The 12,977-nt window shown below is 38.2% G+C and carries 15 protein-coding genes; 1 reads left to right on the forward strand and 14 read right to left on the reverse strand.

Going from position 1 to position 12,977, the window contains the following annotated elements; all coding sequences use genetic code 11:
* Nucleotides 1–58 precede the first annotated feature (58 nt).
* From ACFI34_RS02115 to ACFI34_RS02165, 11 genes are all read right to left on the reverse strand, one after another.
* Nucleotides 59–613, reverse strand: coding sequence for a hypothetical protein (locus ACFI34_RS02115; RefSeq protein WP_462672220.1), 555 nt, complete (start codon nucleotides 611–613; stop codon nucleotides 59–61).
* Nucleotides 614–618: 5 nt separating this feature from the next.
* A complete protein-coding gene (locus ACFI34_RS02120; RefSeq protein WP_462672221.1) occupies nucleotides 619–1,104 on the reverse strand; it encodes an RNA polymerase sigma factor in 486 nt (161 codons plus the stop codon).
* Entirely contained in the window at nucleotides 1,104–1,811 is a 708-nt protein-coding gene (locus tag ACFI34_RS02125; protein WP_462672222.1) for a hypothetical protein, read from the reverse strand. Before ACFI34_RS02125 ends, ACFI34_RS02120 begins: the two co-directional genes overlap by 1 nt.
* Nucleotides 1,812–1,924: 113 nt before the next feature.
* Complete coding sequence (locus ACFI34_RS02130; protein ID WP_462672223.1) at nucleotides 1,925–2,140, reverse strand: hypothetical protein; 216 nt, start codon at nucleotides 2,138–2,140, stop codon at nucleotides 1,925–1,927.
* Nucleotides 2,141–2,158: 18 nt separating this feature from the next.
* Nucleotides 2,159–2,770, reverse strand: a complete 612-nt coding sequence (locus tag ACFI34_RS02135; protein WP_462672224.1) for a hypothetical protein — start codon at nucleotides 2,768–2,770, stop codon at nucleotides 2,159–2,161.
* 109 nt (nucleotides 2,771–2,879) lie between these two features.
* Nucleotides 2,880–3,395, reverse strand: coding sequence for a DNA starvation/stationary phase protection protein Dps (gene dps, locus ACFI34_RS02140; RefSeq protein WP_462672225.1), 516 nt, complete (start codon nucleotides 3,393–3,395; stop codon nucleotides 2,880–2,882).
* A 239-nt stretch (nucleotides 3,396–3,634) separates the two neighbouring features.
* Nucleotides 3,635–3,997, reverse strand: a complete 363-nt coding sequence (locus ACFI34_RS02145; protein ID WP_462672226.1) for a DUF2237 family protein — start codon at nucleotides 3,995–3,997, stop codon at nucleotides 3,635–3,637.
* Between the two features lie 196 nt (nucleotides 3,998–4,193).
* Nucleotides 4,194–4,973, reverse strand: a complete 780-nt coding sequence (locus ACFI34_RS02150; RefSeq protein ID WP_462672227.1) for a DUF2189 domain-containing protein — start codon at nucleotides 4,971–4,973, stop codon at nucleotides 4,194–4,196.
* Nucleotides 4,974–5,198: 225 nt separating this feature from the next.
* On the reverse strand, nucleotides 5,199–5,960 hold the full coding sequence (locus ACFI34_RS02155) for a DUF6515 family protein (protein ID WP_462672228.1): 762 nt from the start codon (nucleotides 5,958–5,960) through the stop codon (nucleotides 5,199–5,201).
* Nucleotides 5,961–6,235: 275 nt separating this feature from the next.
* Nucleotides 6,236–7,315, reverse strand: coding sequence for a methyl-accepting chemotaxis protein (locus ACFI34_RS02160; protein ID WP_462672229.1), 1,080 nt, complete (start codon nucleotides 7,313–7,315; stop codon nucleotides 6,236–6,238).
* 227 nt (nucleotides 7,316–7,542) lie between these two features.
* Nucleotides 7,543–9,426, reverse strand: coding sequence for a propionyl-CoA synthetase (locus tag ACFI34_RS02165; protein WP_462672230.1), 1,884 nt, complete (start codon nucleotides 9,424–9,426; stop codon nucleotides 7,543–7,545).
* Between the two features lie 183 nt (nucleotides 9,427–9,609).
* Here ACFI34_RS02165 and ACFI34_RS02170 point away from each other — a divergent pair, with 183 nt between their 5' ends.
* Entirely contained in the window at nucleotides 9,610–10,014 is a 405-nt protein-coding gene (locus ACFI34_RS02170) for a nucleotide triphosphate diphosphatase NUDT15 (protein WP_462672231.1), read from the forward strand.
* On the opposite strand, the gene ACFI34_RS02175 is transcribed toward ACFI34_RS02170, so the two are convergent.
* From ACFI34_RS02175 to ACFI34_RS02185, 3 genes are all read right to left on the reverse strand, one after another.
* Entirely contained in the window at nucleotides 10,004–11,092 is a 1,089-nt protein-coding gene (locus tag ACFI34_RS02175) for a polysaccharide lyase family 7 protein (protein ID WP_462672232.1), read from the reverse strand. The two genes, ACFI34_RS02170 and ACFI34_RS02175, sit on opposite strands and share 11 nt — an antisense overlap.
* 110 nt (nucleotides 11,093–11,202) lie before the next feature.
* Nucleotides 11,203–12,153 (reverse strand): alpha/beta fold hydrolase, encoded by a 951-nt coding sequence (locus tag ACFI34_RS02180; protein ID WP_462672233.1) that lies wholly within the window; start codon nucleotides 12,151–12,153, stop codon nucleotides 11,203–11,205.
* Nucleotides 12,154–12,199: 46 nt separating this feature from the next.
* Nucleotides 12,200–12,970, reverse strand: a complete 771-nt coding sequence (locus tag ACFI34_RS02185) for a substrate-binding periplasmic protein (RefSeq protein WP_462672234.1) — start codon at nucleotides 12,968–12,970, stop codon at nucleotides 12,200–12,202.
* Nucleotides 12,971–12,977: the final 7 nt, after the last annotated feature.

Genomic DNA, 12,977 nt, shown 5'->3' on the forward strand with positions numbered 1-12,977 from the left:
TACTTAGTTTTTGCAGCTTTAGTGAAAGCACTTTATTGAGTAGCTTAAGCCGGTAAACCTACTTTAAATTTTCAATTAGCTTTAGCTTACTTTTAAAATTTAACTTTACATGAATGTAGCGAGCTAGTGTGGCAATTAGTACCAAAGTGCCAATACCTACTTGTGTGAGCCATATTGTTGTGTAGTTGTACATTAAAATGCTCACGGCCGCAGTGATGCAAAGTGCTGCCCACAAAATGGAACAGCCTATAAGGTTTAAGCGCCAATAGTTTATTTGATTAATGAGCTGCTGCTTTTTAAAAAGTAGTAAACCATTAACATCTAGGGTGTGTGTTTTTATTAGCTTTTTGCGCAGAATAAATACCCATACTGAAAACCCAATTGGTAACGGAGTTAAAATTGCATACAACACCTGCTCTGGAGTATTCGTTGCTTCAAAAATTAATGCATAGATACAAAATAAGCTAACAAATGCGCCTGAAACTAAGTCGAACCATGCTTTAATTGCTTGTTTTTTTCTTGCTGATGTAATTTGGCTCAGTAGTTCGACAGTATCCAGTTTTGGCGTCGCATTTTTATAGTCTTTTTGCCATTGTTCTAATAGTGGATCCATAATTATTATTGCTCCATGAGCTTTTGAAGTTGCACACGTGCGCGGCTAGCGCGCTTGGCAACGTTCGCTTCGTTTAGACCTAACGTATGTGCTATTTCGGCTTGGTTAAAACCTTCTAATTGAAGAGAAATAACTTGCCTAAATTTTAATGGTAGCCGTCTCATCGCTGTCATTAAATCATACGTGTTATCGCTGTGTTGATGAGAATCAGTACTAACCAGGTCAAGTAAAGGGTCGCTTAAATTATGACGATCTTGGCGACGTGTTTCTTTTAAAACATGATCGACAGCACGGTTGTGTGCGACCCTAGCAATAAAGGTCTTCATACTTGAATCGCCTCTAAAGTTTTCTACTGCACGCCAAACAGCTAACGATATATCTTGCAGTAGGTCCTCTCTAAGTGCTTGGTCTGCTTCATGCGTTGCAGCAATACGCGCCATTAAAGGTGCGTATTGCAGTAGTATCTCATGAATATGATCCCTTTTTTCCACTAGGCTTCCTTGTTTTTGATGAATACACTTCTGTAAGCAATATAGCTTATACACGTGAGTATAGGACCCGTAATAATCGCACTTAATAAAAAAGTATAAGGAGCTAACAATAGACTTAAGAAGGAAATTAGCGCGATTAAACACATTGGTTTAAACGCATAGAAAAAAGCATTTAGGCTACTTTTTAATGCTTGCAGTACGCTTTTTTCACCAAGTAAAACACAATAGCTTGCAAAGCTGACTGGCAGTGTAACAGGAATAATCGAGGCAAAAATAATACCCAGTTGCCATTGGCTTACTTCTGTAGGCTGCGAAAATAAAAGTAAGCTTATGCCATCATTACCAAGTAAAAGCTTTGCTACCAATAGTTGAATAAAAAAAGCAGATGCTAAAATTGCTGAAAGCGGAATCATGCTTAGCCAGTTTTTAGCTTTAAAAATCGTCTTTAATGAAAATACTTTATGAGTGGCCAGATGGTGAATGACGATAATAGCGCTACTGCCTACAAAAGTGGCAGCCCACTTAGAGGCTAACATCCCATATGGGGCGGGTAGTATTTGAAAAATCCCTTCAATAATTAAAGGAAGCAGTAAAAATAAAAAAAGTTTTATAGGGGCACGTTTAAATAGTGAAAAACCGTCTTTAACCCATTGGTTGGCTTCACTAGCGGGTAAAGTATGTAGTGGGGTTACTGTTAATGTATTCATAATTACTCTCCTTTTGATTGTTATGTTATTAGTCGATAACAATGAGAATAACCTGACATTTTATTTTTAATTAAAGTAAAAAATTAAAACACAAAAATAGATTTATAATTAGATTAGCTTACACCACATGCAGGATATAAATTAAGCACTTCGGTAACTACTTGACCAAATAGAGCTTGTTCTTGCTTTGACAAATTAATAGTTGGGTCAAATTTCATGGTGTCGGCGGACCGTGAAGTAATTATTTCTGAAAAAGTCATTGCTGTTAATACATTGCCTGCATAAGAGGCATGGTTGCCATCAGCCATATGTAGTTTTGCATTTGGCATTAACACTAAAAGCCTGTTCTAAACAAGGCCAATGGCAGCCACGCAGCTAGGTTGTTTAGCGCTTATTGATAAGTGTAAGTCGTATACACGTTGGCCTTCTTCAGTGTTGCCTTTTTGTGGGTGTTCTGGGAATAAAATAGGTGTAATGTTTTGTGTCTTGGCTGATGAAATTAAATACTCAGCGGCATCAGTAGGGTACGTTGTTAAACCAGACTGAGAGTATTTTTGGCCTTGAAAAATAGCATGGCTTAGGTTGCTGTTTTTAAGCTTGTCTACATTTGCCCTCATTCTCACAATATTATCTAAAAAAGGTCCCGATACGGTGGTTGTATGAACTGACTTATCTGGGTATTGGTTTTCGATTATATGCTCAATGATCCGCCCTAACTGACTGCTGTGACTATTGCCATAAATAATAATGTTGTAATTATCTTCGATATTGTTTTGTGTAATTGGAGTCGGACTTTCACTTGTATTTGATTGCGGAACTTTTGTATTACTGCTGCCTGAACCGCAGGCTGATAAAAAGATTAAAGAAAAAAGCCAAAATTGTTTAGGATATTTAAAATTCAGCATGCCAATTTGTATCAATAATGAAAACTGCTTACTGATACTAGTAGGTCGATTCATATGCCGCAAGTTCTTGCACGGCTCAAATATCTTAGTGATATTTTGTTTTATGATTTTAAAAAAAAGCCCAGCAAAAATGCTGGGCTAAGGTATTTACGTAATAAACGCATTATTGCGTTAATTCACCAGTAGATGACTCGATGTGTGCTCTTACAAACCACTGAAACTGCTCAAGGTCAGCAAGTTGGCTTACTAACATATCTTCAGATACTGGATCTAAATCTGATATCGTTTCGATGGCTTTACGGTGATCGGCATTAATGCCGTTGTACACTTTATCTAACGCGCCTAAATGCTCGGTAACAAGTCCTTTACCTAATGAATATTCGTTCCATGTACGGCGGTCAACAATTGACTTAGGTGTCCCTACTGGTATGCCGCCTAAAGTGGCAATACGCTCGGCTATTGTATCTGTCATTTCGCGCACAGCTTCAACCTGAGGGTCTAGCATTTCATGCACACCTATAAAATTAGGACCAACAACATTCCAATGAATATGTTTTAGTGTTAATTGAAGATCTATAAGTGCAACCATGCGGTTATCTAAGGCTGCGATAGTTTTTTCAGCTGATTCATTACTCATACCTGGTGCAGTAAATTTAGCTTGCTTATTTGTATTGCTCATAACTTCTCCTACTTAACTATTTAATATTTTCACGTAGTCCTTTACGTAATAAATACGTGATAATTATATAAAGCAATCAATATGCCGGAAGTTAAACTAAATAAAGTTGTTTTAAATCAGGTGTTTGTGTTTTTATGTTTGTTTTGTTTTTTATTAATATGAGGTGGTTATGAAAAGTCTGCATCTTTTTGTAAAATTTGCAGACCAACAAGGTTTGTTGAAACCAAACTAAAATATTTTTAACGGGTGTATTTATGTGCCTTTAATAATTCAAGCGGTATTACTTCAAGCGATTTTTTATTTGTGGCCTCCAGTATTACTGGCGGCGCAACGTTTGCTTGTTGCGCATGAAGCCATCTTATTGCGCATAAACACCATTTGTCGCCCGCTTTTAAGCCTTTAAAATCGTAAAGTGGATTGGGCGTTATTAGATCATTACCTTGTGACTTCGAAAACTGTAAAAATTCTTCGGTCATAATTGCACACACACTATGATTACCGCGATCAGAGTCTGGTACATAGCAAAAACCCTCGCGAGTGTACCCGCCATTCCCACAGCATAACTGCAACCGGGTATCCAGAACGTTAAATTGATTTGCCATTAGGTACCTTAAGTCATTATGTTTAATAAAGTAAAAATTACTTTATCAGGCGCTAAAAAGTATAGCTACTAAAGTGAGGATGTTTGATTATAACTTTTTAAAAAATCGGGACATTTTAATGCAGAGAGTAGGGGAAAGTATTATTTGTGCCACAAACTAGATTTGCTAGGTTGTGACACAAGTTAAAATTTGTTAACTATTCGTATTTTCTGGCTTTTTTAGTTTTGATTACTGCAATGTATGCGTGCCAGCTTGCATAGCTAAGTAGTGGCATAATTACAATAAACCCAACAGCCCCTGTTACAAAACCAAGCGCAACCATTAGGAAAATGCATATTGACCAAACAACCATTGGCGCAAAATTATTTTTAACAGCGTTAATAGATGAGACGATAGCTGTCATTATGTCTACACGTCTTTCCATCATAATTTGTGGTGTAAATGCAGACACTGAAAAAACAGACACAAGTAAAACCCCACCTGCAATTGTCCCTAGCGTTAAAAATGCTGACAGTTCTTCAAATGTTGGGTTAGCGTAGTTAGGGTATAAAGCATGAACAAGGGCGGCAATGCGCATCCACGCAATCATTATAACAAGTAATAATATTGCAAATCCCCACTCTCCAACTGGGTTTCTAAACATTGACTTTAGCGAATGCCTAAAAGTGGGTTTGTGGCCTTTTTCTAGCTCCCATGCTACGTCGTATAGGCCGGCTGCGAAAGCGGGTCCAATTAAAACAAACGCAACAGTGGCGGGTAAAATTACAAATACGCTTTGTGCAAAAAATGCAGAGTAGATAATAGCTGCAGGAATAATACTAAACACTAGGCCATAAATTACAGTAAGTAATGGGGCTCGGGTCATATCTTTAAACGCAAGTGCTAACCAGTGAAAAGCAGCGAACATATCTACTTTATTACACTCTATACAGCGAGCAAATTCGGTATTTTTTTCAATTGTTTTTGTTGTAGGCATAAGTGGAGCTCCTCTATAAAGCCTCTATTAAGGTTTAGGTCATAAACGCTTTATTTACAAATATTAAACATGCATACGGAGCAAAAATTAAAATTGTTCACTAAATAAACGTTTTATGTTTTTAGAAGGGGGTATTACAAAAGGAAATCTTATAAGAGGGTTGCTGAAATCAATATTAATAAAGTACTACTTAACCTGTAGGCAGGTTAAGTAGTTAAATAATGCTCAGCCTAAGCTGATTGCTAGGTATTGTATCTCATCACCATTTATTTGTGGCAAAAAGTAAATATCGTTGTATTTAAAATATTGCTGAGAGTTTATGGTAACTGGCTCAGCTGACGATGGTAGTTCATCGTAAACTTGCCCTAAGCTATAGTCGAAGACGTTGCCAATTTTAATAGCTTTGTTGCGCTGAATTATTGGCGCATCTACCACTTTATAGCCGCCGTTATCGGCAATGTAGTATACGTTCTGATAAGCATAATATGTGGTGTTGCGATGTTTCATACGCGAATAATGTCTTGGAAGTTTTTTAATTCGCAGTCCGCGAGGTGGCATCACAGCGTGATAGCCTTTTTTAGCTTTTCGGTAGTAAATGCCGTCGTTAAAGCTAAATGAAATTCCATTAAACCAAATAGAGGTACTTTTTCTTGGCAAGTGCCTTATGTATCTATTTTCTTTGTAATAACGCGGCTTATACCTATTAGTTAGGTAGTTATATTTATGATTGTCGAAACGTAGTTGTTTACGCTTTTCTTGCTGCTTTTTTTGCTTGTTTTTTTCTTTTTTACGGTCTTGGCGCTTTTCTTTTTTTTGCTCTATACGTAGTTTTTTTTCATGGCGACGTTCATCGCGCTTATACTCAATGCGTTTAGGGTTTTCGTGCTTATAATTTTTATGAACTTCTCGCTCGTTGGGCGCTGCAATTGCGGTGCTCGAAAGCGCGCTAATGGCAATTATACCCGATAGTAAAAATGTAAGTTTCATAGTGTGCCTCGTTTATGTTGTTACATAACTAGGCTTAATATTAACCTCTGAAACTGAACATTAACTGACCTATTTAATGTTTGGACGTTCCTTTACATTGCTTTACGTAAGCTAAACAGTTTCTTACTTTTTATTACAGTTTTAAACAGGGCGCTTTAAACAATCATCTACATGTGGTGAAAGAAGAGTGCAGGTTAAAATTAAAGACTAATTTTAAGACAAGCTATTAAAATTTAAATCATTTTAATAGCTTGTTCATTAGTGCTTAGCTGGGGTTAACAAATCTCATCGAGTAAATGCATCACGCGTTCGCTGGCTGCTTCCATTTTATGAATATGCTTAATTGCAGATTCTTTATCGCCATTTTGAATTGAGTGCAGAGCCGCAACACCATTTTTATGCACTTCACTATGCGGGTTTTCTAATTGTTTAAATGCATTGGTGTGTTTAAATTCAGCAGACTGCTCTGAACTATACCACTGGCCTAATCGGCACATTGTATGGTCGCTAAAGTCATTAATTGACTTGTTGCTTTGGCCATTTGCTACTGCGTAAATGTCACCTTTCCATACAACATGATCTAGTTTAACGGTTTGAATAAACGACAACGTAGCAGCCTGAGAAATCGTATTTTTCATGTTGTTACAAAAATTGATAATTGAAGTGTAATCGGTATTCAGCGCGTCAAAATTATCACTTAGGTGCGAACTATTCTCTTTAATACCTTCTACTGATACCACTGTTTCATCTGTTTTGTTAATAATTTCTTTTACTAGGTCGGCCACTTCTTGCGCCGATTTATTTGTATTTGTGGCCAATACTCTTACTTCGTCTGCTACAACGCTGAAGCCTCGGCCAGCTTCACCTGCTCGTGCTGCTTCAATAGCAGCATTTAGTGCTAGTAAATTGGTTTGATCAGATATTTTACTAATGGTTGAAACAAACGTACTAATAGTGCCTGCCATACTGGCTAGGCCTGAAATGTTTTCAGTCATACTTCCCATTTTACTGGTCATTAAATCCATTTCTTTGACAATATGATTTAGCGAGCTATTTGATTTTTCGAGCAGGGTGTTTATTTTATCGCTTACTTTGTTTTCTTCATCAATTTTAGAGTAAGAGCCCAATACGGTTTGTCTTATATCTTCAATTTGAGCAACACCATTTATCGAGCTGGAAAGTAATGAGTGAGTGAAACTATGATCTTCATTACTATTAGGATTGTTAAGCTCTTCAATAAGTGATGTATTTTCACTTATTAACGATGTATTTTTATTACGTAAACTCTCAATTTCTTTTTTTAGTTGGTCATTTTCGTTTTTCAATATTGAGTAGGTTGAACTTAAAACAAACATATTTAGACCTTGATTTTTAAATATTAATTTACATTTGGTTATCATTATAGAGGTAAAATTTTATTGAGCCTATATTTAAAATCACTGTTTGTTATTAAAAAGTGACTAAGCGATTACCTACATTCTCTTATTTGTTTCAGTTAACTCCTTTTTAACTCTCTATATACCCATGTCCTAATAAACAAAGCCACTTTTTATTAATTATAAAGTGGCTTTGTTTGGTTGGACTAACGCATAGTAAGTTGTTGGTTTATTTCTTCAAAAATACTCGCGTCGTCTATGGTTGAAGGGATTTGCAGTTCGTCGCCATCAATAAGTTGACGTAAATTCTTACGTAGTATTTTGCCGGAACGAGTTTTAGGTAAGCGCTCTACGCTAACTATATTTTTTAAACATGCTATGGCGCCGATTTGATTGCGCACTGAGGCAACAAGTGCTTTTTCGACTTCTTCGCTTGACCCTGTAAAGTCATTTTTAAGGACAATCATACCCATTGGGAGCTGGCCTTTTAGTGGGTCGTTAACACCAAATACAGCGCATTCGGCAACCGCTGGATGAGCCGCTACAATTTCTTCCATTTCGCCGGTAGAAAGTCTGTGGCCTGCAACATTTATAACATCATCAGTACGGCCCATTATGAATAAGTAGCCGTCTTCATCTATATAACCGCCATCGCCAGAGAGGTAGTAGCCCTCGTATTCACTTAAATAACTGGCTTTAAATCGGGCTGTGTCTTGCCAAATAGAGGGTAAGCATCCGGGTGGTAAAGGTAGTTTTATAACTACGGCCCCTTGTTCGTTAGCTGCGCATTCATTACCGTCCATGTCGAGTATACGAACATCAAATCCCGGTGTAGGTACGGTTGAACTGCCAGGTTTGGTTGTTAATGTTTCTATTCCTACTGGATTACACGCAATGGCCCAGCCTGTTTCGGTTTGCCACCAATGATCGAGTACCGGAAGTTGAGTTTTCTCTTTTAGCCAATTGTATGTGGGCGGATCGAGGCGTTCGCCTGCTAAAAATAATCGTTTTAAACTAGAGGTATTATATTTTTTAAAGCCTTCAGCATTAGGATCTTCTTTTTTGATTGCTCTAAATGCTGTGGGGGCACTAAATAAGGCGCTTACTTTATATTCTTCCACTACTCGCCAAAAAGCAGTAGCGTCGGGAGTGCGCACAGGTTTGCCCTCATATAATACGGTTGCACATCGGTACATTAATGGTGCATACACAATATAAGAGTGCCCAACTACCCAGCCAATATCTGAGGCGGCCCAAAATACCTCGCCCGGTTCCATACCGTAAACCGTTTTCATACTGTAGTTCATCGCTACGGCGTGTCCGCCATTTTCACGTACAACCCCCTTTGGGGTGCCTGTTGTACCTGAAGTATATAAAATATAAAGTGGATCGTTGCCATTTAAAGGTGTTGGATCTGCCGCCTGTGCGCTTTGCATTGCGTGTGTCCAATCTATATCGCGTTTGTTGACCATATTGGCAGTAACTTGGTCGCGCTGATAAATAATACAGTGATCTATTTTATGTTTTGCAAGCTCTATGGCGTCATCAATAAGTGGCTTGTATTCAATGATGCTATCGACCTCTACACCGCAAGAAGCGCTAAGTATCAGTTTAGGTTTTGCATCGTCTATACGCACAGCTAGTTCATGCGCTGCAAACCCACCAAATACTACGGAGTGTATAGCGCCTAAGCGAGCACAAGCTAACATACCAATAACAGCTTGTGGGATCATGGGCATGTAAATCACTACACGATCGCCTTTTTGTACACCAAGTGCTTTTATTACGCCTGCAAATTTAGCGACTTCTTGTTGTAGTTGAGTGTAAGTATAAGTTTGCTTTGTATTGGTAACAGGCGAGTCGTAAATCAGCGCAGTTTGGTCACCAAAGCCTGCAATTACGTGTTGGTCGAGCGCTAGAAAGCTGGTATTTAACTGTCCATCACTAAACCAATGATAAAGGCCGTCTTTATCCTGCGTATATGCTTGGTTTGGTGTTTTGTACCAGGGAATGTTTTTACTTTGTTCTAGCCAAAACTGGGCTGGGTTTTGTTTAAAGCTCGTGTATTGCTGTTTATACAGGCCTGACATAATAGGCTCCTAAAACTAAATATGTATGAGAGACCTTACAAAAGGTAGGCTTTTTTATGTGCATAGGCTATTCGACCTTGGTCGGCTAAAAGTTAATCACATGGTTAATATGCAGCAGCAGTGAGTTTGACAAATTTAGGCGTGAGGCTCAGCATTGCCTTATATTTGTAAAGGGTTAATTGTATGAGTAACGAAGTTAGAGTCGGTGTAGCCGTTATTATTATGCGCCAAAACACTATTTTATTAGGTGAGCGAATTGGTGCGCATGGTGCAAATACATGGGCAACGCCGGGTGGACATTTAGAATTTGGCGAAAGCGTTGAGCAGTGTGCAATACGCGAGGTATTTGAGGAAACAGGGCTAAGCGTTAGTAAAATAACTAAGCTAGATTTTACTAACGATATTTTCAGTGCTGAAAACAAACACTACATTACTTTGTACGTAAAAGCTGATTACGAAGGCGGTGAGCCTGTGCTAAACGAGCCGAATAAATGTATACAGTGGCGCTGGTGCGATATTAATAATTTACCATCACCACTGTTTACATCACTTAAAAACTACTTAACTACAGCAACGCTTATGGTTTAGTTGATGGGCTTAATACTAATTTTTTAAAGCTCACTTGTGCGTAATCACCATTTTGCTTGTCGAGCGCCCATTCGCCTGTGCCTAAACAGCCAGGGTACCAAATACCTTTAGATGATTTAGTGCTACATTGGTTATAAGCACCGGCTTTAAAATAGTGCCAATCGGCAGCATAACCATGTGGATGATCTTTGTCGTCCACCTTGCCGTAGGCATCTTCATTGTTTCCCAAATTAATTGAGTAGTTAACATCCTTTTTGCCTTTTGCGCTAAAGGTAAGGTGCATTACATTACCATGTACGTTTACGGTATAGCTAAAGTCTTCACCAAGCGCTATACCTTCAACACCCGGATCATTAGGGTTTTCCCACGTGTTTCCCCATACTGGGTATGTAATATCAGTTCGGTTAGGATCTGTTTTTGGTAAGTTACGTTCGTAGTTCCAAAAAACGGAGCCTGTTTTATGACCGGGCCATTTTTTATAGTAAATTTTTAGCGGTTCGTTGCCCCAACCATAACCCAGTTTTGTATCTATTAATGCTTGGTCTTTACCTGCATGAATTTGTCCTACCACCACAGAATAAGCTGCTTTTTTACTTGAGTCTGTTGCGCGCAATGCGACATGATCAACCCTCAACGTGGCTTCCATTTTTCCACCTACAGAGCCAAAACGCTCTGAGAGTGGGTGAACAGCTAATGCAAAATTATTTTTTGAACTTTTTGTTTTTATTTTTGTGTTAGTACCGCGGATCATTTGCCTTAATTCACTGCGGGTGTTGGTAGAGTTAGCGCTGGTTAATGCTTTATTTGGCGAGGTGAATACCATGTAACCTTGATCGTCAAGATAGAAAAAATCAGGGTGCGCGTAAGTCTGAATTTCTTCAACATCAATTGTGTCTATTTTACCGTCGTTGTTTAAATCAACAGGTACGTTTATTTTCCATTGTGATAAATCAAACTTTGATGCAGGAACAGGTGTATTGCTATTAATAGGTGTGCTTGTATTTGCGCAGCCCATAAATAGCAACGGAGTAACAGCAGCCAGTGCTATGAGTTTAAAAGTAGATGTTAGATTTTTCATTGTTGTCTCTGTGTGATGATGTTAATGAAGGACAATATCGACCTTGATTACGCTAATCTAACATACCAATTTAAAATATCAACATTACCAATTGCTGTGATTTTTATTTTTTACCTTTCACATTTGGTTATACCAATGTGTTTTTTGAGCTTTTTTTTAATGTATTTACGTTGTGCCTTTTTAATATGCTTTGTGAGCCATTTTGTCATTTTTGGCATGAGTTCTGGTGCAAAATTATGGCCCATACCAGGCACTATTTTTAGTTTTGCTTTTTTTATTAGCATGGCCGTTTTTTTACCTTCATCCACGCGAATGACTACATCATGACTACCATGAATGACCAATGTAGGCGTTTTAATTTTTCGAATTAAATGTTGCCTATCTTTACTGGCAGCCATTGCAATGAGCTGGCGTTTGTAGCCATTAGGGTTGTGTGAACGCTCAACTATTTGTGTTGCATGAAGCCGAAGGGCGGCTTCTGTTTGAGGGTAAGCGGGGCTGCCAATTAGTTGGTTTAGTTTAATGTTGTAATTAATTGCTTCATCCCGGCTTGGTGTTTTTGGTTTTAATTTGGCAAGCTTAATAAATACGCCAATGCTTTTAGCGCTCAGTCTTGGCAGGCTAGAGCTTGACATAATAGCGGTTAAACTCAGTACCTTTTTTTTATGTTGCGCTGCGATTAGCTGGGCAATCATTCCACCCATAGATGCACCAACAAAGTGGGCTTTTTTAATTTTAAGAGCGCTCATAAGCGCCAATACATCGTTTGCCATATCATCGAGCAAATAGGGAGTTCGGCTTTGTATGGGAAGGCGCCTACTCAGCCAAGATTTCACTAAACTAGGAGAGGGGTAATGATCCAAATGAGTCGACAGTCCGCTATCACGGTTATCAAAACGGATAACTCTAAAGCCATTGTTAACCAAACCATAGTATAGTGAATCTGGCCATACGGTCATCTGAGCACCCAAACCCATTATTAGAATAACGGCAGGAGAGTGTTTATTGCCTTCGTCTTGATAGTGAAGCGTTATACCGTACGGTGTTTTAATTGTTCGCATAGCCAAGTTAGGTTATCAGCTTTACTAAAATTGTAGTGCGTATTTATTACAGTTTATTGGCAGTGGTAGGAAGCGGAAGTTTCCATTTATTTAAAATTGCTTCGTATTCACCGTTTTGCTTAATTATTACAAGTGCTTGCGATAAGGTGTTAGCTGTACTTTCTTCAAGCATTTTATTACTGGCAAAATAAAGCGTTGAAGGAAAGTCATCTAAGTGAATGCGCTTGGTGATAAGGTTTGGATCTAAGCCCGACATTTTTAACTCGTTTTCTAATGTGAGTGTATTCATTAAGGCAAAGTCGATACGTTTTTTGTAAAGCATTTGCCAAAGTTGCTGGTAGTAGCTCACCAATACTAAGTTTTTGTCTTCTTTAAAGCCCATTTGCTTTAAATATTTAGCACTTGAGTAACCACGAATAGTGCCTATTTTATAAAACTTAGTGTGGTTTAAGTGTGTGACCTCTGCTTTATTGCTTTTTAAGCTAACTACGTAGGCATCGGTAAAATAAACACTGCCTAGCCATTTAAAGTTATTTGTGCGCGTAGGGGTTTTTAATAAAGAAAGTAAAATAGTGTTTGGATTACTTTCAAGCTCGTGAAATGCGCGCGCCATGGGCATTATTTCAAATTTAGCGTTTAATGGTGTGATTTTTAAAACGGCTTTGGCTATATCAACAAGTGCGCCATCGGCTTGACCATTCTCGTTTTTAAAGTGATAAGGGTACAAATCTTCGGCAATAAAGTTTACTGTACTCATTGCATTTACCGCAGTACAAAACATAAATACAAAGGCGCTAATTACAACACGCAGGTACATAAAAAAG

It is taken from the genome of Pseudoalteromonas sp. PSi26, assembly GCF_054960575.1.